This window comes from Pseudomonas sp. NPDC086278, from assembly GCF_050280905.1.
Classification (GTDB): domain Bacteria; phylum Pseudomonadota; class Gammaproteobacteria; order Pseudomonadales; family Pseudomonadaceae; genus Aquipseudomonas.
The window spans coordinates 25,684-49,587 of sequence record NZ_JBNNWE010000033.1 but is presented as its reverse complement, the minus strand read 5'-3'; the positions used below and the strand labels follow the sequence as shown (position 1 = coordinate 49,587).

Sequence of the window (23,904 nt, the reverse complement as noted above, 5' to 3'; positions counted from 1 at the left end):
CGATGCAAAGACATATAACTCGTCGCGCCATCATTCTTGCGTGGGTTTTCATCAAAGAGCAGGCAAAAGAACCTTCTACTTTTTTCTGGACCCTCCTATCGCCCGCCGCGCTATTTTATCTATTGGCTTACTCCAGAGGACAAACGCCACCCTATCAATCAAGCTATGGTGAACTGACGTCCTGGTTCTACGCGTACATTTCTTCAAGCGTTGCTTTTTTTGGTTTCTCGTTTTATATCATTGGGCGCAGAGAAAGCGGCTTTACACGCTCATTCATTTACAGGTTCGAGGCACGGTGCATCTTTCTGCTTGCTCAGTTTTTCGCCTACTCGATAATTGCTCTGGCTTATTGTTTGATTTTCTACGGGCTGACCAGACCTGCCTTCGGACCGGTCCTCTTGAGCGAAGTATTTATTATCATGGGCCGATTCTATGTATGCTTTTTGCTGTTCAGCATTCCCGGTCTCTTATTAACACTCCCCCCCCTGACATTTCAGAACGCCAACACAGGTTATTCAATTATCTCCTTCATAATGCTTGTCTTTGGAATTTACGACATGAATACGTCATCGACAGAGGTGGATTTCCATCAAATTTTTAATCCCTTATGGTTAGCCAACAGAATTATTTATCACGGACTTGAAAACAACTGCATGTTGGCGCTCTGCACGGCAGCATTGTTTGTTGGCATTTTTCTACTGACGCTCCGTTATCTCAGAGTCAACCCGGTATGGAGTCGTTATTAATGAGCGTGTTACAAGTCAAAAACCTGTCCTTTAAATACGAAACCAAGCCCCTGTTCATTAATGCATCAATGCGCATTGAGTCAGGCTCGATTGTGGGGTTGCTAGGACCAAACGGCAGCGGTAAAACGACATTTTTCGATATAGTATGCGGGCTTACAAAAGAAAAGAACTCAGACATTACCAACTCCTTTAAATACCCACTCTATTTATCACAACACCTCACCACCCCGCACACGCTTCGCATGTTTGATATTTTTCGGATAACAACTTTGCTTTGTTCGTCCGAGCGTACAACCCAACAGCGCGCCGTGGAAAAACTGGCTCGCTGGAGCCCTGAAATCATTGAACGCTACAAGGCCATCTGGAATAAAAAATCATCGATTTGCAGTTACGGTGAAAAACGCTGGTTCTTCACATTAACATTGCTGACTCTGAATTCAGAGTTAGTCATCCTTGACGAACCCAGTGCAGGTGTTGATCCAGAGTTTCGTCATTATATCTGGAAGTGTTTGAACGGCGCGGCAAGGGACGGTGCAGCCATTCTTGTGTCATCGCACAACATAGAAGAAATCTCCACTAACTGTGATTACTTTTACATGATAAGCAACCACATGTTTAAGCTGTTTCATTCAGGCAGTGAGTTTATTCAACACTATCAAGCCGACAGTCTCGACCAGGCATTTATCAGTGCGGCGTCATCGTCAGCCATTAGTCTTTCCCCTTCTCCATAAGCCTGACAATCCTCGGCATCACGCTAAACACCGCCAGGGCCAGCAGCGTGCTGAGCACCGCCGTCGATTCACGGCCCATGCCCGCCGCGACACCAATCGCGGCGGTCATCCACAATCCGGCGGCGGTGGTCAGGCCTTTTACGTGGCCTTCATCGCCCTCGTTGTTTTTCAGGATCGTGCCGGCGCCAAGGAAGCCGATCCCGGCAATGACGCCCTGCACCACCCGGCTCATCGCATCGGCTTGCGAACCCGACATCTGTGGCACCAGCACAAACAGCGCCGCGCCGAGCGCCACCAGCATGTGGGTCCGCACCCCGGCGGCTTTGCCTTTGTGCTCGCGCTCGAAACCGAGAATCGCGCCGAGAAGCGCCGCAATCAGCAGCCTTACAGTAATTCGTGTCACTTGTGCGGCGTCGCCGATGTCGGCGAACTCCGCTTGCAGCGTTACCCAGACTTCATGCCACCACGCGTTCATGCTGCGGTCCTTATGAGTGTTGTCAGAGGATGGACCGCGCCGACCATTAATCGGTTGCATCGAACGATGGCCGTGGAATGCGCCCTAACGCTCAGTACCGAAGAAAAACAGCAGCCGCAAAAAAAGGATCAGCCCATGACCGTGCGTATCGAAAACCAGACCTGCTTTTTCACCATCGAAAACGGCGAGGAAATTCTCCTGTGCCCCGACGTGACCATCATCACCGACTCGGACAAAGCCATGTCGGCGGTAGAAATCAACGGCGAGCGCATTTACATCACCGAAGCGGAAGCCGACGCATTGACCGTAGCAGGCGCTGTCGACGGTCGTAAGCATTTGAAGGCAACCGACAGTGATTCGGTGATTTGACCGAGCTGGGTCGGCACCTCCCGCGCACCGCTGCGATAGCGGCGGCCACCGTGCTTTGACGGGGTGCTTCAACCTGTCGCAGGCAGCGGATCAGCGCCCATCTGATCCGCTTTTTATTGCAATACCTGAGTCTGTTATGCAAACAGATCGACGCTCATAGTGCTCCGGCCTGATGGAGGCTGATGAGCGACAGACCATGAGCGAAAGAATCCCCGTCCGAACCGTAGATGAACTACTGGAAGCGCCGCTGGTTAAAACCTATGAGCCTTTGCGTCCCAAGACAAAGGCCAAGTCCAGCGACCACCTGATCCACACCCGCAGCTTTACCGGCCTGTTCCGCACCTTGCGCCTGAGCGGTGCAGGGTTTCTGTTTCTGCTGTTTTTCGGCACCGTGTGGCTGAACTGGGGCGACCGTCAGGCGGTGCTCTGGGATCTTTCCGAAAGCAAATTCCACATCTTCGGCGCGACCTTCTGGCCGCAGGACTTCATCCTGCTTTCGGCGCTGCTGATCATCGCCGCGTTCGGCCTGTTTGCGATCACCGTGTTCGCAGGCCGAGTCTGGTGCGGCTACACCTGCCCGCAGAGTTCCTGGACCTGGATCTTCATGTGGTGCGAGAAGATCACCGAGGGCGAGCGCAACCAGCGGATCAAACTCGACGCGGCACCCTGGGGGCTGAACAAACTGGTCCGGCGCTCGGCCAAGCACACGCTGTGGCTGGCGATCAGCCTGCTCACCGGGCTGACCTTTGTCGGCTACTTCACGCCGATAAGACCGCTGGCCGAAGAACTGCTGACCTGGCAAATGGGCGGCGTCAGTTTGTTTTGGGTGCTGTTTTTCACCGGTGCGACGTACATCAACGCCGGTTGGCTGCGCGAAGCGGTGTGCATGCACATGTGCCCGTATGCGCGGTTCCAGAGCGTGATGTTCGACAAGGACACCCTGACCATTTCCTACGACGCCGCCCGAGGCGAAAACCGCGGCCCGCGCAAGCGCGAGGTGATACCGGCCGATGTCGGCCTCGGCGATTGCATCGACTGCCAGGTGTGCGTGCAAGTTTGCCCGACCGGCATCGACATCCGCGACGGCTTGCAAATGGAATGCATCGGCTGCGCGGCGTGCATCGACGCCTGTGATTCGATCATGGACAAAATGGGCTACGCCCGTGGCCTGATCAGCTACACCTCGGAGCGTGAATTGCAGGGCGGCAAAACCCGCCTGCTACGGCCACGGCTGATCGGTTACACCGCCGTGTTGCTGCTGATGATCGGTGCGCTCGTCCTCGCGCTGGTCGACCGGCCGATGGTGTCGCTGGACGTCAGCAAGGACCGTGGGCTGTTCCGCGAAAACAGCCTGGGGCAGATCGAAAACATCTACAGCCTGAAAGTCATCAACAAGACCCAATTGCGCCAGGACTACCGCCTGACGCTAGTGGACGCCGATGGCTTCCAGTTGCAGGGCAAGACGGCACTGAGCCTGGCGCCGGGCGAGATTGTCGATGTGCCGGTGTCAGTGGCAATGACCGCCGAACGGCCGAGCAGCAGCTCGCAGACGATCAGTTTCAAGGTTGAAAACCGCGATGAGCCGGACATCTATAGCGTGGCCGACAGCCGCTTTGTTGCGCCGATGAATCGTTGATCCCTTAGACTGCGGTCCTGTGGCGAGGGGGCTTGCCCCCGTTGGGTTGCGAAGCAGCCCCGCTTTCCCCAATCGGCACCCGTTATCCGGATTTACAGACTTACAGACTTACGACTGCTGCGCAGCCGAACGGGGCAAGCCCCCTCGCCACAAAAGCGCATCATATGAACTCTTTTGATCCAGGCACTCGATGAAACGCTACGAAAAATTCGCCGACGACATCGCTGAACTGATCCGCTCCGGCGTGCTCGGCCCCGGTCAGCGTGTGCCGTCGGTGCGCTACGCCAGCCAGACGTATGGTGTCAGCCCGTCCACGGTGTTCCAGGCTTACTACCTGCTCGAACGCCGAGGCCTGATCCGCGCCCGGCCGCGCTCCGGCTATTTCGTCAACGCCCATACACCGAGCCCTTTCTCGGAGCCGGTGATCAGCAGCCAGGTCAACGAGACCACCGAAGTCGACGTCAGCGAACTGGTGTTTTCGGTGCTCGACTCGATCAAAGACCCGAACACCGTGCCTTTCGGCTCGGCGTTCCCCAGCCCGATGCTGTTTCCATTGCAGCGTCTGTCGCGGTCACTCGCCAGCGCAGCCCGGGAGATGGACCCGCGCATGGTCGTCACCGACATGTCGCCAGGCAACCCGCAACTGCGCCGGCAGATTGCCCTGCGCTATATGGTCGGCGGCTTGATGCTGCCGATGGAAGAACTGCTGATCACCAACGGCGCGCTGGAAGCGCTGAACCTGTGCCTGCAAGCCGTCACCGAACCTGGCGACCTGGTGGCCATCGAAGCCCCGGCGTTTTACGCCTGCCTGCAAATTCTCGAACGCTTGAAGCTCAAAGCCGTGGAAATCCCCGTGCACCCGCGCGACGGCATCGACCTGGGCGTGCTCGCGCAAACCCTGGAGCGATACCCGATCAAAGTCTGCTGGTGCATGACCAGTTTCCAGAATCCGATGGGCGCAACCATGCCCGAGGCCAAGAAGCAGGCGTTGGTCGAGCTGCTGCGCAGCCATCGGGTGCCGCTGATCGAGGACGACGTCTACGCCGAGCTTTATTACGGCCAGCAGGCGCCGAAACCGGCCAAGGCGTTTGATACCGAAGGCTGGGTGATGCATTGCGGCTCGTTCGCCAAGAGCCTCGCCCCCGGTTACCGCATCGGTTGGGTCGCCGCCGGGCGTTTCGCGCAGAAGATCGAGCGGCTGAAACTGATGACCTCGCTGTGCGCCTCGATGCCGGCCCAGGCCGCCATTGCCGATTATCTGCAACACGGCGGCTACGACCGACACCTGCGCAAATTGCGCTACGCGCTGGAAGAACAGCAAAACGCGATGCTCGCGGCCATCGCGCGCTACTTCCCGGCGCAAACGCGTGTCAGCCAACCGGCCGGCGGCTACTTTTTTATGGCTGGAGCTGCCGCCACAGATGGATTCGTTGAAGTTGTTTCAGATGGCGCTGGCGCAAGGCATCAGCATCGCACCGGGGCCGATCTTTTCACCGGCGCAGCGGTTCAGGAACTGTATCCGGCTTAATTACGGCAGCCCGTGGGATGAGGCTTCGGAAAAAGCGATGGAGACGTTGGGGCGGATCATTCGGTCGTTCTGATGGTTCGATGGCGTCTGGCCTGGCGCCTTCGCGAGCAAGCCCGCTCCCACAGGAAAGATGGTGTTCACAAATAATGTGATCACACTCAAGCCAATGTGGGAGCGGCGGTGCGACGATTCGACTTGCTCGCGAAGAGGCCCGCACCAACAAAGAACATCCGGAGGCTATCGCCCGCCACCCAAGTCGACAAACGTCCCGGTCGCATACGAAGCCTTGTCCGACAGCAACCAGACGATCGCCTCGGCCACTTCATCCGGCCGCCCGCCCCGGGCCATCGGGATCGCCGATTCCAGTTTGCTCACCCGATCCGGATCGCCGCTCAGCGCATGGAAATCGGTGTAGATGAACCCCGGCCGCACCGCGTTGACGCGAATCCCCTCGCCCGCCACTTCCTTGGACAGACCGATGGTGAAGCTGTCCAGCGCGCCTTTCGAGGCCGCGTAGTCCACGTATTCGTTGGGCGAGCCCAGACGCGAAGCCACCGAGGACACGTTGACGATGCTGCCGCCCTGCCCGCCGTGTTTGGGCGACATGCGCAGGATCGCGTGCTTGGCGCAGAGGATCGGTGCCAACACGTTGGTTTTAAGAATTTTGAGAATGCGGAATTCGGACATTTCGTCGACCCGGGACTTGTGCCCCACGGTGCCCGCGTTGTTCACCAGCGCGGTGACCCGGCCCAGTTCGGTGTCGACCCGGTGAAACATCGCGACGACTTCGTCTTCGATGCTGACGTCGGCGCGTACGGCGATGGCCGTGGCGCCCAGTGCGCGAACCTGTTCCAGCACACCTTGTGCCGCCGCTTCGTCGGACTGGTAGTTGATGCAGATCCGATAGCCAAGCTCGGCGGCCAACAGCGCTGTCGCGGCGCCGATGCCACGGCCGCCCCCGGTGATGACGATGACTTTGTCCATGCTGACTCTCCCCATTTCACGCGTAAGCCGTCGGGGGCAAGAATAACCGCCATCTCCATTTTTTGCATGGGGTCTGTGGTGCGTGGGAAACGCCTTCGCGGTCTGTCAGGCCGTGGTTTGCTGCTCGGCGCGCAGGATATCCCGCATGAAGCGCTCCGCCGGCAATGGGTGGCCGAGCAGGTAGCCTTGCAGCGAGTCGCACCCGAGCTGGGTCAGGAAGTCTTGCTGCACATCGGTTTCCACGCCTTCGGCAACGATGCGCAAACCGAGTGCCTGGCCAAGGGCGACGATGGCCGACACAATGGCCGCGTCGTCGCTGTCGCGCTCCAGATCACGGACAAAACCACGGTCGATTTTCAGCTCGTTGGCCGGCAAGCGCTTGAGGTACATCAAGCTCGAATAGCCGGTGCCGAAGTCATCGATGGACAAGTCCACGCCCATGGCGGAGAGCTCTTTCAACACCGTCATGCTCGCGTCGGCGTCGCTCATGGCGGTGGTTTCGGTGATTTCCAGGGTCAGGCTGTTAGCCGGCAACTGATGCGTTCGCAGCGCAGTGGCGACACTCTGCACCAGGCCCACATGGCAGAACTGCAACGCCGACAGGTTCACCGCCATGCGCCAATCGGTGTAGCCAAGCAGGTACCACTCGCGCATCTGCCGGCAGGCTTCGTTGAGCACCCATTCGCCGATGGGAATGATCAACCCGGTCTTCTCGGCGAGGTCGATGAACTTGTCCGGCAGCAGCATGCCCTGGCTCGGGTGCATCCAGCGCAGCAACGCTTCGGCACCGACCGGCCGACCATTGCTCGCGTCGAACTTGGGTTGGTAGTACAGGCTGAACTCCTGCTGATCCAGCGCATTGCGCAGGTCTTGCAGCAGTTGCAGCTGTTTGCGCGCGTTGCTGTTCATCGAGGCGTCGAAGAAGCTGTAGCCGTTTTTGCCAGCCCCCTTGGCGTGGTACATCGCCGCGTCGGCGTTCATCAGCAGTTCCTGGGCGGTCTGGCCGTTGCCCGGATACAGCGCGATGCCGACGCTGGCGGAAATCTGCAACTCATGCTCGCCGACCCGGAACGAACGCCCGATCAGCCCGACCTGGCGCGCGGCCAGCCCCATCGCATCATTGGGCTCGATCAAGCGCACCAGCAGGACAAATTCATCGCCGCCGATGCGCGCCAGGGTGTCCCGACTGCGCAAATCCTCGCGCAGGCGCATACCGACTTCGCGCAACAGCTGATCGCCCATATGGTGACCAAACGCGTCGTTGACCGGTTTAAAGCCATCGAGGTCAATGAACATCAGCGCGAAACACCCGCCCTGCTCCTTGACCTTGGACATGGCCTGCTCGATCCGGTCCGCCAGCAACGTGCGATTCGGCAGGCCCGTGAGGGTGTCGTGCAGCGCCAGTTGCGTCAGTTCGCGGTTGGCTTCGGTCAGCGAGCGTGCGAGGTCGGCGGTGCGCGCTTCGAGGCGCGCATCCAGCACCGACGTCAGCAAGGCGATGCTCAACACCGCCAGCGTGGTGATCAACACCAGATTATCCAGGCCTTTGCCGTTCAGGCCTGTCAGGGCGGCGCCGCAGAAACTGCCGTCGGGGAAACGCGCAGCCGCCATGCCGGTGTAATGCATACCGACAATGGCGACGCCCATGATCACCGCCGCGCCACCCCGGAACAGGCCCACGTACGGCGTGTGTTGGCGCAGGCGGAAGGCAATCCATAACGCCGCGCCGGATGCGCCGACGGCAATGAACAGGGAGGCACTGAACAGCGTCGGGTCGTAATCGATGCCCGGTTGCATGCGCATCGCGGCCATGCCGGTGTAGTGCATGGCACTGATGCCGGCACCCATCACCAGCGCGCCGAAGCCCAATTGCCACGCCGGCAACCGGGCCTGGCTGACCAGCCACAGGGCGAAACCGCAGGACAATACCGCGATCAGCAGCGACAGCAGGGTGATGTGGAGGTCGTAACCGAGGTCGATGGGCAAGTCGAACGCGAGCATGCCGATAAAGTGCATCGACCACACGCCAACCCCCATCGCAAACGCGCCGCCGGCCGTCCACAAATGCACCGCGCGGCCCCTGGCGGTGGCGATGCGTCCGGTCAGATCAAGCGCGGTGTATGACGCGAGAATGGCCACACACAGCGAGATAAAAACCAGGGTGGAGGAATAGCTACCGATGAGCATGGGACTTCTCGCGAGCGCCCGCCGCAGAGCGTTCGTAGTCGGGGGAAAATGCGAGCGATTGTACTGATTCCCGCAACGAACGCACTGACAAAATAATCAAATAGCCATCAACCCGATGAAACGCTTGTTTGCCGATGCAGCCACCCTCTCGGCCACTGCATCGGGCGTGACAATCATTGGTTTTCGCTGACCTGGACCTGTCCATTCCAGCCACCGCCCAGCGCGGCAATCAGTTGCACACTGGCAATCAATCGGCTCTGCAACAAACTCAGGACGCTGCGCTCATTGCTCAACGCGGTGGCCTGCACCACCACCACATCGATGTAGGCGATCAGGCCGGCCTTGTACTGATTCTGTGTCAGGCGCAACGACTCACGCGCCGCGTCCAGGGCTTCCTGACGCACGCCCGCTTCGTCCTCCAGCACCTTCAGCTGCACCATGTAGTTTTCCACTTCGCGCAAGCCATCGAGCACGGTCTGGCGGTACTTGGCCACGGTTTCGTCGTACGCCGCTTCGCTGCGGTCCACTTCCGCCGAGCGCTGGCCACCGTCGAACAAGGTCATGGCCAGTTGCGGGCCGACCGACCAGAAGCGGTTCGGCACGCTGATCCAGTTGGCGTAGGTGCTGCTGCTGTAACCGCCGTTCAGGCTCAAGGTGAAGTCCGGGTAATAGGCCGCTTTGGCGACGCCGATATTGGCGTTGGCCGCCATCACCGAACGCTCGGCCGAGGCGATGTCCGGGCGCCGCTCGAGCAATTGCGAAGGCACGCCCAACGGCACCGCCGGCAATGCCGGAATGTTTTGGCTTTCGGCGAGGCTGAACTGCGCCGGCGGCAAGCCGATCAGCACCGCAATCGCATTTTCAAACTGCGCGCGCTGCCAGATCAGATCGACCATGTCCGCCTGGGTGCTTTTGAGCTGGGTCTGCGCCTGAGCCACCGCGTCCTTGCCCGACACGCCGGCGCGGTACTGGTTTTCGGTCATTTTCAGCGAACGCTGATAGGCCTCGACCGTCGCTTCCAGCAAGCGTTTCTGCTCGTCGATCACGCGCAATTGCAGGTAGTTCTGCACCAGCTCGGATTGCTGGCTCAGGCGCATCGCCGCCAGGTCGGCAAAACTCGCTTCGGCATTGGCGCTATCGGCTTCCAGCCCCCGACGCAGCTTGCCCCAGACGTCCGCTTCCCAACTCACGCCCGCCTGCGCGGTGTACGTGTCACGAATCCCGCTGGAGGAACTGGTCAGGCTCGAACTGCTGCTGCCGGTGCCCTGGCTGGAGCGGTTTTTGCCGACGGTCAGGTCCACCGTCGGGAAGAATGCACCGCGTGCGCTGCGCACCAAGGCCTGGGCCTGACGGTACTGCGCTTCCGACTGGGCGACGGTCTGGTTGGCGCTATTGAGTTTCTCGATCAGGCCATTGAGTTGCTGATCGCCATACAGCTCCCACCACGCGCCGCGTGCCAGCGAATCGCTCGGGCTGGCCTGGCGCCAACCTGCCGCTTCCTTGTATTGCGCCGGCGCGGCGGCGGGCGGACGCTGATAGTCCGGGCCGACGGCGCACGCGCTGAGCATCGCCACGCACAACGCCAGACTCAACAAACGCGAGCCCCGGGCCGCGGCCAACGGTGTGGCCAGATTGATAAGCGAACGGTCAGTCATAGCGGAGTTTCCAGAGCAGCATCGGTACGCACTCCACGCCATTTGTTGAAGCGATGGCGCAGTTTGTCGAGATAGAGATAAACCACCGGGGTGGTGTAAAGGGTCAGCACCTGGCTGAAAATCAGCCCGCCGATGATGGTCAGGCCCAGCGGCTGGCGCATTTCCGCGCCTTCGGCCCGGCTCAGCAGCAGCGGCAACGCGCCGAGGATCGCCGCCAGCGTCGTCATGAGAATCGGCCGCAGACGTTGCAGGCAGGCGCTGCGGATCGACTCCAGCGGCGCCATGCCGTGATGGCGTTCGAGTTGCAGCGCCAGGTCGATCATCAGAATCGCGTTTTTCTTCACCACCCCGATCAGCAGGAACAAGCCAAGCAACGAGATCAGGCTGAATTCACCGCCCAGCGCGTAAATCGACAGCAACGCGCCCACCCCGGCTGACGGCAACGTCGAGAGAATGGTCAGCGGATGCACGTAACTTTCATACAGCACGCCCAGCACCAGATACACCGCCACCAGCGCGCCCAGAATCATCCACGGCTGGCTCTTTTGCGTCGCGGCAAAGGCGTCGGCGGTGCCGGCCATTTTCACGATCACGTCTTCGGGCATACCCAGTCTGGCAATCGCCCGCTCGATGGCGGCCGTGCCCTGCTCCACGGTGACGCCTTCGGCCATGTCGAACGAAATGCTTTCGGAGGCGAACTGGCCTTCGTGACTGACGCGGTCGTCTTCCAGGCTGTTTTCGTAATGGGCGATGGCCGACAGGGGAATCCGCGCGCCGTCAGCGGTAATGACCTGCACTTGCTTGAGCGTGATCGGGTCCTGGGCGTATTTCGGGTTGACCTCCATCACCACCTGATACTGGTTGAGGCTGTCGTAGATCGTCGAAATCTGCCGCTGGCTGTAGGCGTTGTTCAACACGGCGGTGACCATGTCCATGTCGACGCCCAGGCGCTTGGCCTGGTCGCGGTCGACAATCAACGTCACCTGCTGCGCGCCGCGCCCTTCGCGGGCGTCGATGGCAGTCAGTTCCGGCAAGGCCTTGAGCGCCGCCACCACTTTTGGGTACCACACGCGCAATTCGCCAAGGTCGGCGCTTTGCAGGATGTAGGAATATTGCGAGGTGGTCTGCTCACGGCCGCCACCGAATTGCAGGTCCTGATCGGCCATCAACATCAGTTGCGCACCGGCGACCTTGGGCATTTCCTTGCGCAGGCGTTCGATGACCTTTTGCGCGGAAATATTGCGTTCCTTGATCGGTTTCAGCCGCACCAGCATGAAGGCATTGTTGGTGCCGTTGGTGCCGCCAATGAAGCCGGCAACGCTTTCCACCGCTTCGTCCTTGAGGACCGCGCGGCGGAAGGTTTCCATTTTCGGCTGCATCACGCTGAATGACAGACCGTCGTCCCCGCGCACGAAACCGATCAGTTGGCCGGTGTCCTGCTGCGGCATGAATGTTTTAGGAACAACCACATACAGCGCAACGTTGACGCCAATTGTCAGGAACAGACTGAACAACGTCAGTCGACGGTGACGCAGCACCCAGTCGAGGCTGGTGGCGTATTTGCCGACCATCCAGTCGTTGGCGCGTCGGCTCCAGCGCTGCAAACGGTTCTCCTGCCCCGGCGTGTGCGGCTTCAGCCAACGCGCGCAGAGCATCGGCGTCAGGGTCAGCGACACCACCAGCGAGACCACGATGGACGCTGCCAGCGTGATCGAAAACTCGCGGAACAGGCTTTCGATGATGCCGCCCATGAACAGGATCGACAGGAACACCGCCACCAGCGACACGTTCATCGACAGCAAGGTAAAGCCGACTTCCTGGGCGCCGAGGTACGCCGCTTTCATCGGCGGCACGCCTTCGTCGATGTGCCGGGAAATGTTCTCCAGCACCACGATGGCATCGTCGACCACCAGCCCTGTGGCCAGGATCAGCGCCATCAGCGACAGATTGTTCAGGGAAAAACCATAGAGGTACATCACGGCAAAGGTGCCGACCAGCGACACCGGCACCGCCAGCGTCGGAATCAGCGAGGCGCGGAAGTTACCGAGAAACAGGAACACCACCAGAATCACCAGCGCCACGGCGATCAGCAAGGTCATTTCCGCTTCGTGCAGCGTGGCCTTGATCACTGGTGAGCGGTCCATCGCCAGGTTCAGTTTGACGCTGGCCGGCAGCACGGCTTGCAGCGCCGGCAACTGCGCCTTGATCTCGTTGACCGTCTCGATGATGTTGGCGCCGGCCTGGCGGTTGATCACCAGCAAGACCGCCGCGTCGTCGTTGAAGAAACCGCTGTTGTAGCGGTCTTCGACGCCATCGCTGACCTTGGCCACGTCTTTCAGGCGCAGTGCCGCACCACCGTTGTAGTGGATGATCAGCGACTCGTAATCCTTGGCCTTTTCCAGCTGATCGTTGGCCTGCACCTGCCACAAACGCTGTCCGTCCTCGACTGAGCCTTTTGGCCGGCGCACGTTGGCGTTGGCGATGGTGTTGCGCACATCGTCCAGCGCCACGCCGTACTGGTTCAGCGCCTGGGGTTCGAGTTCGATGCGCACCGCCGGCAATGAACTGCCGCCAATCTGCACTTCGCCGACGCCTTGCACCTGGGACAGGCTCTGGGACAGGATCGTCGATGCCAGATCGTAGAGCTGGCCTTTCTCCAATACGTCGGACGTCAGCGACAGCACCATGATCGGCGCCTGCGACGGGTTGACCTTCTTATAGGTCGGCATGCTGCGCATCCCGCTCGGCAGCAGGTTGCGCGAGGCGTTGATCGCCGCTTGCACTTCCCGCGCCGCACCGTTGATGTCGCGGTCGAGGTCGAACTGCAAAATTACCCGGGTCGAACCCTGACTGGAGCGGCTGCTCATGGTGTTGACGCCGGCGATGGCGCCGAACGAGCGCTCCAGCGGCGTGGCCACGGTCGAGGCCATGACTTCAGGGCTCGCCCCCGGCAGGCTGGCCTGGACCACGATCACCGGGAAATCCATCTGCGGCAGCGGCGACACCGGCAACAGACCGAAGCACACGCCGCCCAGCAGCATGATTGCCAGGCTGAGCAACATGGTCGCGACCGGGCGCTTGATGAAAGGTCCGGAGAGGTTCATCGACGACCGCTCCGCACATCAAAACCTGTGAGAGCCACCTGTGGTGAGGGGACTTGTGGTGAGGGGGCCTGTGCTGAAGGGACTTGTGGCGAGGGGGCTTGCCCCCGTTGGGTTGCGAAGCAGCCCCCAAATCTCGGATATACCCACAATTTTGTGAGTGCTACGCACTCAAACGGGGGCAAGCCCCCTCGCCACGGGGAGCTCACATTTCCGTCGATGCGAGGCGTCATACCGCCACCTCTTGAGCGTCTTTCTTGCCGAAGCGGCGCCCCATCCGATCGAAATACAGGTAGATCACCGGCGTGGTGAACAGCGTCAGCACCTGGCTCACCAGCAGCCCGCCGACCATCACCAGACCCAATGGCTGACGCAATTCGGCGCCGGAACCGGTGGCGAGCATCAACGGTACCGCGCCGAACAACGCCGCCAGCGTGGTCATCAGAATCGGCCGGAAACGCAGCAGCGCCGCCTGATAGATCGCGGTTTCCGGGTCCATGCCCTGGTTGCGTTCAGCGTCGAGGGCAAAGTCGATCATCATGATCGCGTTTTTCTTGACGATACCGATCAACAAGATGATGCCGATGATCGCGATCATCCCCAGGTCGTTGCCGCTCAACAGCAGCGCCAGCAAGGCACCGACGGCCGCCGACGGCAAGGTCGAGAGAATGGTGATCGGGTGGATGTAACTCTCGTAGAGCACGCCAAGCACGATGTACATGGTCACCACCGCCGCCAGAATCAGCAGCAGCGTGCTCGACAGCGATGCCTGGAACGCTTCGGCCGCGCCCTGGAACTGGGTCTGCACTCCAATCGGCATGCCGATGTCCTTCTGCACCTGATCGATGATGTCCACCGCGTGCCCCAGCGCCACGCCGGGCGCCAGGTTGAACGACATCATCACCGCCGGGAACTGGCCGATGTGGGTGATCGCCAATTGCGCCTGACGCTCCTCAATGTGCGCCAGGCTCGACAGCCGCACCTGGCCGCCGTCGGTGGTCTTGACGTGAATCTGGTTCAGCGCATCCGGGCCGATCTTCTCACCGGACTGCGCTTGCAGGACCACCCGGTATTGGCTGGCCTGGGTGTAGATGGTCGAAATCTGCCGCTGGCCGAAAGCGTCATACAACGCATCGGTGATGTTGGAAACCGACACCCCGACCCGTGACGCCGCATCGCGGTCGATCACCAGGTAAACCTGCAACCCTTTGTCCTGCAAGTCACTGGCGACGTCCGTCAGTTCCGGCCGTTGTGCCAGCGCTTCCACCAGGCGCCCGCTCCACAGGCTGAGCAGCTCGGAATCCGGCGAGGACATGCTGAACTGGTATTGCGTGCGGCTGACACGGTCTTCGATGGTCAAGTCCTGCACCGGCTGCATGAACAGGCGGATACCGACCAGTTTGTTCAATTGCGGTTGCAGCCGCGCAATCACCTCGGTCGCACTCAAATCGCGCTGGCTGTGGGATTTGAGGTTGATCAACAGACGCCCGCTGTTCAACGTCGAGTTGTCGCCGTCGACGCCAATGTAGGACGACAGACTCTCCACCGCCGGGTCTGCCAGGATCACCTTGGCCAGCTCCTGCTGCCGCTCGCTCATCGCGGCGAAGGAAATCGACTGCGGCGCTTCGGAAATACCCTGGATCACTCCGGTGTCCTGCACCGGGAAAAAGCCCTTGGGCACGATCACGTAGAGGAAAACGGTCAGCGCCAGGGTGCCGACCGCGACCAGCAGGGTCAGCGGCTGATGTTTGAGCACCCACTGCAATTTGCGCCCGTAGGCGGCGATCATCCAGTCGATGGTCGCGCCACTGGCCCGGTAAAAACGGCCCTGCTCTTCTTCCTTTGGCTCACGCTTGAGCAATCGCGCGCACATCATCGGCGTCAGGGTCAGCGAGACCACCAGCGAAATCAGGATCGCCACCGCCAAGGTGATCGCAAACTCGCGAAACAGGCGCCCGACCACGTCGGCCATGAACAACAGCGGAATCAGCACCGCGATCAGCGACAGGGTCAGGGAAATCAGGGTGAAACCGATCTGCTTGGCCCCCTTGAGTGCCGCATTCAGCGGCGTTTCGCCCTCCTCGATATACCGGGAAATGTTCTCCAGCATCACGATCGCATCGTCCACCACAAAACCGGTGGCGATGGTCAGGGCCATCAAGGTCAGGTTGTTGACCGAAAAGCCCGCCAGGTACATCACGCCGAACGTGCCGATCAGCGACAGCGGCACCGCCACCGAAGGAATGATCGTCGCGCTGGCCCGGCGCAGGAACAGGAACGTCACCATCACCACCAGCGCGATGGCGATCAACAGTTCGTGTTGCACGTCGGTGACGGAGGCGCGGATGGTCTGGGTGCGGTCGGTCAGGACGGTGACGTCGAGGCCGGCCGGCAGGTTATCGGTGATGCTCGGCAGCAACGCCTTGATCCGGTCGACCACTTCGATGACATTCGCGCCGGGCTGGCGCTGAATATTCAGCAGCACGGCCTGGTTTTCATTGGCCCACGCCGCCAGCCGTTCGTTCTCGGCGCCATCGACGATTTCCGCCACGTCCTTGAGCCGCAACGGTGCGCCGTTGGCGTAGGCGAGGATCAGGTTGGCGTAGTCCTTGGGCGACGTCAGTTGATCGTTGGCGTCGAGCATCGAGACCCGGGTCGGGCCGTCGAAGTTGCCTTTGGGCTGGTTGACGTTGGAAGCGCCGATCAAGGTGCGCACGTCCGACAGGTTCAAACCATTGGCCGCCAAGGCCTCCGGGTTGACCTTGATCCGCACGGCCTGACGCTGACCGCCGGCAATGCTGACCATGCCGACGCCGCTGATCTGGGCAATCTTTTGCGCCATGCGCGTATCGACCAGGTCATTGAGCTTGGGCAGCAGCATGGTTTTGGAGGTGATGGCCAGGGTCAGCACCGGGGTGTCCGCCGGGTTGACCTTGTTGTACACCGGCGGTGCCGGCAAATCCTTGGGCAGCAAATTGGTCGCGGCGTTGATCGCGGCCTGCACCTGCTGCTCGGCCACGTCCATGTTGATGTCGAGGCTGAAACGCAGGGTCAGCACCGAGGCGCCGCCGGAGCTGGTCGAGGCCATTTGGGTCAGGCCGGGCATCTGCCCGAACTGGCGCTCAAGCGGTGCGGTCACGGCGCTGGTCATCACGTCCGGGCTGGCGCCGGGATAGAGCGTCATGACGCGGATGGTCGGGTAATCGACCTGAGGCAAGGCCGACACCGGCAGCAGTCGATACGCGATCAGGCCGGCCAACACGATGGCCAGCATGCTCAGGGTCGTGGCGACCGGGCGAAGGATGAACAGCCGCGAGATGTTCATGCGCCGCCCTTTTTCGCCTTGTCGGTGGTCGCCGGCTCAGTGGTGCTGGCCGCCGATTTGCCTTGCAGGTGCCCGGTCGGCGTGGTCGGCACGTCCTGAGCGTCGTTGACCACTTCCACTTCGCTGCCTTCCTTGAGGCGGTCGGTGCCTTCCAGCACCACGCGATCACCGGGGGCCAGGCCTTCGGTAATCACCGTGTTGTCGCCATCGCTGGCGCCGACTTTCAGCTGTTTGATCGTGACTTTCTTGTCACCGTCCAGCGCATAGACGAACGTGCCGTTGGTGCCGAACTGAATCGCCGCCGAGGGCGCGAGCACCACGTCTTTGAGGGTGTCGGCCAACAGGTGCACGTTGACGAACTGATTGGGGAACAGCGTTTGATCGCGATTGTCGTAGCGCGCCTTGAATTTCAGGGTGCCGGTGGTCACGTCGATCTGGTTGTCGAGGCTCTGCAATACCCCGGTGGCCTGCAATTTGCTGTCGCCGCGGTCCCAGGCTTCCGCCGGCAGCTTGGCGCCGCTGCGGTAGCGCGCCAATACGACGTCGAGGCTGTTTTCCGGCAAGGTGAAGGCGACGCTGATGGGTTGGGTCTGGGTAATGATCGCCAGCGCCGTGGTGTCGTTGGCCGCCACCAGGTTGCCGACGTCGAGTTGACGCAGGCCTACGCGGCCAGCAATCGGCGCGCGGATTTTAGTGAATTCAAGGTTGAGCTTGGCGTCGTTGACCGCTGCCTGGTTGGTCTTGACCGTGCCCAGATACTGGCCGACCAGCGCTTCGGCGGTGTCCAGCGTCTGCTTGGCGATACTGTCTTCCTTGAACAGCCCGCGATAACGCTCGACATCGACCTGAGCGTTTTTCAGTTGCGCCTGATTCTGCAGCAAGGTGCCTTCAGCCTGGAGCAAGGCGTTCTGGTACGGACGCGGATCGATTTCCGCCAGCAGGTCGCCGGCCTTGACCATCTGCCCTTCTTCGAAGGAGATCTTCACCAACTCGCCGCCGACACGGCTGCGCACATTGATGGTGTTCAGCGCCGTCACCGTCCCCAGCGCCTTGTAATACAGCGGGAAGTCACCCTTGACCGCTGGCGCCACGCGCACCGGAATCGGCCCGGTAGCGCCGCCAAAACCGGGACGCATGCCACCGGCCTTGCCCGTATGCCCGGCGACGGCTTTCGGTTTTTCGCCTGCTTTGTGCTCAGTGCCGGCGGGCCAGAATTTCCAGCACAGGCCGGCGATGACCAACAGGACAAGCAGGCCGAACAGCCAGCGACGGGGACTACGGGAGGAGGCTTGCATTGAATGATCAACCATTGGGCGCGTGGGCTTCTTTTACGGGAGGCTGAACGATAAGCACTGGCGGGCATTAAGCAAAGCGGCTTTACCGGCAATTTACCTTCGGCTTACGTAACAGGATGTTAGGCCAAGACACTGAATCACAAATGAAAACGGCCCAGCGAGTGCCAGGCCGTCAACAATTGTAAACGTCAGCTTATTTCAGAACAGCGAGTGCCGCGTCGTAGTTCGGCTCTTCAGCGATCTCTTTGACCAGTTCGCTGTGCAGCACGTTGTCGTTCTCGTCCAGCACCACCACGGCACGGGCGGTCAGGCCTTTGAGCGGGCCGTCGGCAATGGCGACGCCGTAGTTCTCGATGAACTCGGCACCGCGCAGGGTCGACAGATTCTGCACGTTTTCCAGGCCTTCGGCGCCGCAGAAGCGGGCTTGGGCGAACGGCAGGTCAGCAGAGATGCACAGCACAACGGTGTTGGCGACATCGTTGGCCTGAGCGTTGAACTTGCGCACCGACGTGGCGCAGGTCGGGGTGTCGACGCTTGGGAAAATATTCAGCACTTTGCGCTTGCCGGCGAAGCTCGCCAGGGTCACGTCGGACAGATTGCCGGCAACCAGGGAAAAGGCTGGCGCCTTGGAACCGGCTTGTGGCAGTTGGCCGTTGACTTGAACCGGGTTGCCTTTAAGAGTGACTTGAGCCATGGAAGGAGTCCTTCTGTACGTTGTTGTGGAAAATTCTGAAGAGGCCGAAGTTAACCATGAAACGGGCCGTCGACCTATCCCGGATAGAAAACTTGTATACAGCAAAATTCCCGGCATCCCTGTCGATTGGAGGTGAGGCCATTCGACTAAACGGTGAATCACTCACAGCGGAGATACCACCATGCGCTTCATGATCATTGTCAAAGCCAGCCCGGATTCCGAGGCCGGGGTGATGCCCAGCGAAGAACTGCTGACGGCCATGGGCAACTACAACGAGGAACTGGTCAAGGCCGGCATCATGCTCGACTGCGACGGCTTGCACCCCAGCAGCAAAGGCGCCCGCGTGCGTTTTTCGGGTGACAAGCGTTCGGTCATCGACGGTCCGTTCGCCGAAACCAAGGAGCTGATCGCCGGCTATTGGATCTGGAAAGTGAAGTCGAAGGCGGAAGCGATCGAGTGGGTCAAGCGTTGCCCCAACCCGATGCCGGGCACCGAATCGGAAATCGAGATTCGCCAGATATTCGAGGCCGAAGATTTTGGCCCCGAGTTCACTCCCGAACTTCGGGAGCAGGAAGAACGGCTGCGCGCGCAAGCGAAGAAGGGCTGAAAATTAATCGGGATCGAATTCCCCCTTTAAAACCCGCCCTCGCCCCTTCGGAGCCGGCGGGTTTTCTCGCTTAAGCGTCCAACCTGCTGATTACTACTAACTTTTTAGTACACGAAAATAACGAGAAACTGGACACAAAACGAAAGAATTAATCCCTTCGACTGGCTAACTCGTGGTTCAGTGCTAGCTTCAAGTGACGTGTCCTACGTCTTGATAGGAAAAGGATTACGCAGTAAAGGCCGATAAGTGCCGAGTTTTCCGGTGAGCCACGAAGGAACGGGGGAGTCATGTCAAAGAAGGTAAGTGCGCACGCCTTGTTATTGGCGGCATCAATGGCGTCTGCGGTTTGTGCCCACGCCGATAACGCCGAAGAAGCCAACAAAAGCAACAACCCGCTGAACCTGGCGCCCGGCGCCAACCTGCAGGATTACTACACCCCAAGACTCTACGACAGCAACGTCCACACCAACGACGCGTTGCTGCGCGGCACGCTGCCGGTCGCATCCAACGACTTCATTGGCGTCCCGCAATTGCTGCGTGCCACCCTGCCGATCAGCACCCGTCCCGATCCGCATGGCGGCTACAGCACCGGCATCGGCGACCTGAACCTGTTCGATATTTTCCTGCTCAAGACTGACGGCGTGCAGCTGGGTATCGGCCCGCAAATCACCGCGCCGACCGCCGCGCAAGATGAGCTGGGCACCGGCAAATGGCAAGCTGGCCTCGCCGCCATTGCGATTGAGTCGTCACCGCGCGGTTTGCTCGGCGCGCTGGTGCAATACCAAAGTTCCTTCGCGGGCGACCATGATCGCGCCCACGTCGAAACCGCGACGATGCAGCCGTTCATCATCCATAACCTGGAAAAGGGCTGGTATTTGCGTTCGACCGGCACCTGGACCTTCGACCTGAAGAACGACACCCATTACATCCCCATCGGTCTGGGGGTGGGCAAGGCCTTCAAATCCGGCACTAACATCATTAACGCCTTCGTTGAACCGCAGTGGACCGTGGAGCGCAAGGGCGATGGCCTGCCGCAATTCACCGTGTTCACCGGGATCAACGTCACCTTCGGCAAATAAGGATTTTTTATGCACGGTGCCATTCGCATTGCCGGTTTCAGCCTGATGGCCACGTTCGTCAGCTGCGGCGTCGGCGCCCAAGCGCTGAAAAACGCCACGGCGGCTGACTTCACCGCCACCCCCGAAGAAGCCCGCGGCATTGCCAAGGAAGCCTACCTGTACGGCTTCCCGGTGGTGGAAATGTACAAAACCCTCTACACCCAGGCCGTGGACAAACAGAGCCCGAACTTCAAGGCACCGTTCAACCAGATCGGCAACACCGCCAAGGCCTTTACCGCCAAGGACACCGCGTTCGTCACGCCGAACGCCGACACGCCCTATTCGTTTGTCTGGATGGACCTGCGCGCCGAACCGCTGGTACTGACCCTGCCGCCCATCGAAGAACACCGCTACTACTCGGTGCAGTTGATCGATGCCTATACGCAGAACTTTGCCTACCTGGGCACTCGCAGCACCGGCAACAACGGCGGCCACTTCATGATCGCCGGGCCGAACTGGCAAGGTCAGCAACCGGTCGAGATGGACCGCTTGTTGCGCAGCGAAACCAACATCGCCTACGCGCTCTATCGCACACAGCTGTTCGATGAAAAGGACCTGAGCAAGGTCAAGGACATCCAGAAAGGCTACAAGGTCGAAACCCTCAGCCACTACGTCAAGCAGAAGGCCCCGCCCGCCGCGCCGAAGATCGCCTGGCCGAAACCGACGCCCACCATGAGCGACACGCCAGACCTGTTTCGCTACCTGAACTTCATTCTGTCGTTTGCCCCGGCGCAGGATGCTGAAAAAGACCTGCTGGCGCGCTTCAAGACCATCGGTATCGAAGCGGGCAAGCCGTTCAACGTAACCGAACTGACGCCCGAACAACGCCAGGCGCTGGAAGATGGCATCAGCGATGCCAAGGCCGAGTTCGCCCAGTTCAAGAAGGACAAGGTCGATACCCACCAAATCACCAGCGGCGACTTCTTCGGCACTCGCGATCATCTGAACGGCAATTACCTGTATCGCTACGCCGGCGCCAACATGGGGATCTTCGGCAACTCCGCCGAGGAAGCGAATTACATCGGTTACTTCGTCGACAAGGACGGTAACCCGGTCGATGCCTCGAAAAACGATTACACCCTGCATTTCGACAAGGGCGCCCTGCCCCCGGCCGACGCGTTCTGGTCGCTGACGATGTACGACGGCAAGAACAAATTGCTGGTGGCCAACCCGCTGAATCGTTACCTGATCAATTCGCGGATGCTGCCCGACCTGAAGCGCGACGCCGACGGGGGCCTGACCCTTTACGTGCAGAACAAGGCCCCGGCCAAAGACCTGCAAAACAACTGGCTGCCAGCGCCGAAAGGTCCGTTCTATGGAGTCTTGCGCCTGTACCTGCCGAAACCTGAAGTCACCAACGGCCAATGGCAAATTCCGCCGCTGACGCCGGTCAATCAACAAAAACAGTAAGTGGAGTCAGTTATGGTCAGGCCTTTTGTAGTACGTCCTTTACTGGCCCTGTGCGTCGTCGGCGCAAGCCCGATGGTCCTTGCGACCGAGGGCGGTGTCGGGCGGCCGATCACCGGACAACAGGTATTTTCCAACGCGGGGATCGTGCCGCCGGAACCGGGCTGGGTCACGTCCTTCACCAGCATCTGGTATGACGGCAGCCTCAAGGGCAGCAAAGGCGTGCCGATTGTCGGCGAGATCGGCGCGGACCTGGACATGAAAGTCTCGTACACCATGGCCAACTTCACGCATATCTGGGACACCGGCAAGGGTCGCTGGAACTACGCCTCGGCCATCGGCGTACCGGTGCAATACACCGACATCAATATCAGCATCACCGGCCCGCGCGGTCGAACCCTCGGTACGGAAGACACCGGCACCCAGTTCGCCGACATGCTGGTGACACCGATTGCCGCCGGTTATCACATCGACGAGGTCAATCACGTCTCGTTTTCCCTGCCGATCTACGTGCCGACGGGCGCCTATAACGACGATCGTCTGGCCAACCCAGGCCAGAATACTTACACGTTCATGCCGACCGTCGCGTTCACCCACCTGGACGGCAAGGGCGGCGAGTTCACCCTGTCGAGCGGGCTGGAGTTCTACACCGAGAACACCGCCACCGATTATCGCAACGGCAACATCTTTACCCTCGACGCCATGTGGACTCACGGCTTCGGCAACGGCTGGAGCGCCGGTCTGGTGGGCGGCTACGTCCAGCAGATCACCGACGACAAAGGCGATACCGCTGACGCACTCAACGGTTTTCGCGGTCGCTCGGTCGGCGCCGGCCCGATAGTCGGCTGGGCCGGCAAATTCAACGATGCGCAGGCCAGTGTCAGCGCACGCTGGGTGCCGGAGTTCGACACCAAGAATCGCCCCGAGGGTAATGGTTTTGCCGTCAACCTGACGTTGGCATTTTTCTGAGGAGTGCCCAGGGATGGCAATCGGTTCCAGACTGACTTTATGCAGCGTGCTGTTCAGCGGCTTCGCCTGCGCCAGCGGCGACTTGCCCGCCCTCGGCACACCTGCGCAACCGGCGGCCAAGGGTGATCCCGAAACCTGCCATCGCCTGCAACAGGATTTCGACATCGACCTGAAAAAGGTCGTGGCCGCCGGTTGCGACCCGTCCACGGAACAGATCGCCAAGTTGATGGACAACCCGGTGGGCAACCTCGTGCTGTTGTTCAACCAGTACGACTACACCGCGCTCAAAGGCCCGAACAGCAACGGCACGCGGATGCTCGGCAAGTACAGCTTCATGCCGACCTTCCCGATTTCCCTCGGCGAAGACTGGAACCTGATCAACCGCTTGCCCATCAGTTACGTCAGCGCGCCAGTCAATCACCGCGCCGGCAACCTGATCGGCATGGGGCCGAGCGACATCCTCAGCGACCGTAGCGACTTTGCCTCGGTGGTGCAGGACCCGTTCGACCGCACCAGCGGTTTTGGCGACCTGGCGTACGTCGGCGTGTTCTCCCCCAAGGAACCAATCCGTTTTGCCGGCGGCGGCAAGATGGTCTGGGGGTTCGGCCCGACCGCAATGTTCCCGACCGCTTCGGAAGACGTATTGGGCACCGGCAAATATTCCCTCGGCCCGGCGTTTGTCGCGGCGTATCTGGGCGAAGACTGGACCTTGGGCCTGTTCCCGCAACACTGGTGGTCCGTCGGCGGTGACAGCACGCGCAAAGACGTGAGCCTGACCAATATTCAGTACTTCATTCAGCGCAACATCCCCGGCCCCGAGCAATGGCGCGTCGGCATGACTCCCAACGTCACCGTCAACTGGAAGGCCGAAGGCGGCAATAAAGTCACATTCCCCATCGGCATTGGCGCCGGACGGATTTTCAACTTCGGCAAGCTGCCGGTGCGCATTTCCGGGGAGATCCAGTACTCGGCGATTCACCCCGACGACCTGATCAGCAGCCGCTGGAATTTCCGTCTTTCGTTCATTCCCGTCATTCCGACATTCATGTTCTGAGCCATGCCTTTGTGAAAGGGACC

Annotated in this window: 17 protein-coding genes and 1 pseudogene; 10 read left to right on the top strand and 8 right to left on the bottom strand. The window is 60.4% G+C overall.

Annotated elements, in window-relative coordinates; all coding sequences use genetic code 11:
• Positions 1-2: 2 nt before the first annotated feature.
• Together ACQKP4_RS12930 and ACQKP4_RS12925 are read left to right on the top strand one after the other, a co-directional pair.
• Positions 3-746, top strand: a complete 744-nt coding sequence (locus tag ACQKP4_RS12930; RefSeq protein ID WP_427633645.1) for an ABC transporter permease — start codon at positions 3-5, stop codon at positions 744-746.
• The gene (locus ACQKP4_RS12925) at positions 746-1,477 is read left to right on the top strand and encodes an ATP-binding cassette domain-containing protein (protein ID WP_427633644.1); all 732 of its coding nucleotides are present in this window, start codon (positions 746-748) and stop codon (positions 1,475-1,477) included. The genes ACQKP4_RS12930 and ACQKP4_RS12925 overlap by 1 nt, the downstream gene beginning before the upstream one ends.
• Here the strand turns inward: ACQKP4_RS12925 and ACQKP4_RS12920 are convergent.
• Complete coding sequence (locus ACQKP4_RS12920) at positions 1,455-1,952, bottom strand: MgtC/SapB family protein (protein ID WP_427633642.1); 498 nt, start codon at positions 1,950-1,952, stop codon at positions 1,455-1,457. The two genes, ACQKP4_RS12925 and ACQKP4_RS12920, sit on opposite strands and share 23 nt — an antisense overlap.
• Before the next feature lie 135 nt (positions 1,953-2,087).
• Here ACQKP4_RS12920 and ACQKP4_RS12915 point away from each other — a divergent pair, with 135 nt between their 5' ends.
• From ACQKP4_RS12915 to mapR, 3 genes and pseudogenes are all read left to right on the top strand, one after another.
• Positions 2,088-2,321, top strand: coding sequence for a DUF3203 family protein (locus tag ACQKP4_RS12915; protein WP_427633640.1), 234 nt, complete (start codon positions 2,088-2,090; stop codon positions 2,319-2,321).
• A 196-nt stretch (positions 2,322-2,517) separates the two neighbouring features.
• On the top strand, positions 2,518-3,957 hold the full coding sequence (ccoG, locus tag ACQKP4_RS12910) for a cytochrome c oxidase accessory protein CcoG (protein ID WP_427633639.1): 1,440 nt from the start codon (positions 2,518-2,520) through the stop codon (positions 3,955-3,957).
• A 190-nt stretch (positions 3,958-4,147) separates the two neighbouring features.
• Positions 4,148-5,558 (top strand): annotated as a pseudogene (mapR, locus tag ACQKP4_RS12905) (GntR family transcriptional regulator MpaR).
• 164 nt (positions 5,559-5,722) lie between these two features.
• Here mapR and ACQKP4_RS12900 read toward each other — a convergent pair.
• The 7 genes from ACQKP4_RS12900 to tpx all read right to left on the bottom strand — a co-directional run bounded on the left by ACQKP4_RS12900 (position 5,723) and on the right by tpx (position 18,726).
• Entirely contained in the window at positions 5,723-6,469 is a 747-nt protein-coding gene (locus ACQKP4_RS12900; protein WP_427633637.1) for an SDR family oxidoreductase, read from the bottom strand.
• A 105-nt stretch (positions 6,470-6,574) separates the two neighbouring features.
• Positions 6,575-8,656, bottom strand: a complete 2,082-nt coding sequence (locus ACQKP4_RS12895) for a putative bifunctional diguanylate cyclase/phosphodiesterase (protein WP_427633635.1) — start codon at positions 8,654-8,656, stop codon at positions 6,575-6,577.
• A gap of 173 nt (positions 8,657-8,829) precedes the next feature.
• Positions 8,830-10,311: an efflux transporter outer membrane subunit gene (locus tag ACQKP4_RS12890; protein WP_427633634.1), complete on the bottom strand. Its 1,482-nt coding sequence runs from the start codon at positions 10,309-10,311 to the stop codon at positions 8,830-8,832.
• Positions 10,308-13,415 (bottom strand): efflux RND transporter permease subunit, encoded by a 3,108-nt coding sequence (locus tag ACQKP4_RS12885; RefSeq protein ID WP_427633632.1) that lies wholly within the window; start codon positions 13,413-13,415, stop codon positions 10,308-10,310. The genes ACQKP4_RS12890 and ACQKP4_RS12885 overlap by 4 nt, the downstream gene beginning before the upstream one ends.
• A gap of 226 nt (positions 13,416-13,641) precedes the next feature.
• Positions 13,642-16,737, bottom strand: a complete 3,096-nt coding sequence (locus ACQKP4_RS12880) for an MdtB/MuxB family multidrug efflux RND transporter permease subunit (RefSeq protein ID WP_427633630.1) — start codon at positions 16,735-16,737, stop codon at positions 13,642-13,644.
• A complete protein-coding gene (locus ACQKP4_RS12875) occupies positions 16,734-18,047 on the bottom strand; it encodes an MdtA/MuxA family multidrug efflux RND transporter periplasmic adaptor subunit (RefSeq protein ID WP_427633628.1) in 1,314 nt (437 codons plus the stop codon). Before ACQKP4_RS12875 ends, ACQKP4_RS12880 begins: the two co-directional genes overlap by 4 nt.
• 178 nt (positions 18,048-18,225) lie before the next feature.
• Positions 18,226-18,726: a thiol peroxidase gene (gene tpx, locus ACQKP4_RS12870; RefSeq protein ID WP_258696018.1), complete on the bottom strand. Its 501-nt coding sequence runs from the start codon at positions 18,724-18,726 to the stop codon at positions 18,226-18,228.
• 181 nt (positions 18,727-18,907) lie between these two features.
• On the opposite strand from tpx, the gene ACQKP4_RS12865 reads away from it, so the two are divergent.
• The 5 genes from ACQKP4_RS12865 to ACQKP4_RS12845 all read left to right on the top strand — a co-directional run bounded on the left by ACQKP4_RS12865 (position 18,908) and on the right by ACQKP4_RS12845 (position 23,881).
• Complete coding sequence (locus ACQKP4_RS12865) at positions 18,908-19,333, top strand: YciI family protein (protein WP_427633626.1); 426 nt, start codon at positions 18,908-18,910, stop codon at positions 19,331-19,333.
• Between the two features lie 287 nt (positions 19,334-19,620).
• Entirely contained in the window at positions 19,621-20,412 is a 792-nt protein-coding gene (locus tag ACQKP4_RS12860; protein WP_427633625.1) for a hypothetical protein, read from the top strand.
• A 9-nt stretch (positions 20,413-20,421) separates the two neighbouring features.
• A complete protein-coding gene (locus tag ACQKP4_RS12855; RefSeq protein WP_427633624.1) occupies positions 20,422-21,861 on the top strand; it encodes a DUF1254 domain-containing protein in 1,440 nt (479 codons plus the stop codon).
• Between the two features lie 12 nt (positions 21,862-21,873).
• Positions 21,874-22,827, top strand: coding sequence for a SphA family protein (locus tag ACQKP4_RS12850; RefSeq protein WP_427633623.1), 954 nt, complete (start codon positions 21,874-21,876; stop codon positions 22,825-22,827).
• A 13-nt stretch (positions 22,828-22,840) separates the two neighbouring features.
• Positions 22,841-23,881: a hypothetical protein gene (locus tag ACQKP4_RS12845; protein WP_427633622.1), complete on the top strand. Its 1,041-nt coding sequence runs from the start codon at positions 22,841-22,843 to the stop codon at positions 23,879-23,881.
• The last annotated feature ends 23 nt before the right edge of the window (positions 23,882-23,904 follow it).

Bases quoted from the DNA above. Each gene is read 5' to 3' on its own strand.
- ACQKP4_RS12915 (WP_427633640.1), top strand. From the start codon at position 2,088: ATGACCGTGCGTATCGAAAACCAGACCTGCTTTTTCACCATCGAAAAC.
- ACQKP4_RS12930 (WP_427633645.1), top strand. From the start codon at position 3: ATGCAAAGACATATAACTCGTCGCGCCATCATTCTTGCGTGGGTTTTC.
- ACQKP4_RS12850 (WP_427633623.1), top strand. From the start codon at position 21,874: ATGGTCAGGCCTTTTGTAGTACGTCCTTTACTGGCCCTGTGCGTCGTC.
- ACQKP4_RS12900 (WP_427633637.1), bottom strand. From the start codon at position 6,469: ATGGACAAAGTCATCGTCATCACCGGGGGCGGCCGTGGCATCGGCGCC.
- ACQKP4_RS12920 (WP_427633642.1), bottom strand. From the start codon at position 1,952: ATGAACGCGTGGTGGCATGAAGTCTGGGTAACGCTGCAAGCGGAGTTC.
- ACQKP4_RS12875 (WP_427633628.1), bottom strand. From the start codon at position 18,047: ATGGTTGATCATTCAATGCAAGCCTCCTCCCGTAGTCCCCGTCGCTGG.
- ACQKP4_RS12860 (WP_427633625.1), top strand. From the start codon at position 19,621: ATGTCAAAGAAGGTAAGTGCGCACGCCTTGTTATTGGCGGCATCAATG.
- ACQKP4_RS12855 (WP_427633624.1), top strand. From the start codon at position 20,422: ATGCACGGTGCCATTCGCATTGCCGGTTTCAGCCTGATGGCCACGTTC.
- ACQKP4_RS12925 (WP_427633644.1), top strand. From the start codon at position 746: ATGAGCGTGTTACAAGTCAAAAACCTGTCCTTTAAATACGAAACCAAG.
- ACQKP4_RS12865 (WP_427633626.1), top strand. From the start codon at position 18,908: ATGCGCTTCATGATCATTGTCAAAGCCAGCCCGGATTCCGAGGCCGGG.
- ACQKP4_RS12880 (WP_427633630.1), bottom strand. From the start codon at position 16,737: ATGAACATCTCGCGGCTGTTCATCCTTCGCCCGGTCGCCACGACCCTG.
- ACQKP4_RS12895 (WP_427633635.1), bottom strand. From the start codon at position 8,656: ATGCTCATCGGTAGCTATTCCTCCACCCTGGTTTTTATCTCGCTGTGT.
- ACQKP4_RS12890 (WP_427633634.1), bottom strand. From the start codon at position 10,311: ATGACTGACCGTTCGCTTATCAATCTGGCCACACCGTTGGCCGCGGCC.
- ACQKP4_RS12845 (WP_427633622.1), top strand. From the start codon at position 22,841: ATGGCAATCGGTTCCAGACTGACTTTATGCAGCGTGCTGTTCAGCGGC.
- tpx (WP_258696018.1), bottom strand. From the start codon at position 18,726: ATGGCTCAAGTCACTCTTAAAGGCAACCCGGTTCAAGTCAACGGCCAA.
- ccoG (WP_427633639.1), top strand. From the start codon at position 2,518: ATGAGCGAAAGAATCCCCGTCCGAACCGTAGATGAACTACTGGAAGCG.
- ACQKP4_RS12885 (WP_427633632.1), bottom strand. From the start codon at position 13,415: ATGAACCTCTCCGGACCTTTCATCAAGCGCCCGGTCGCGACCATGTTG.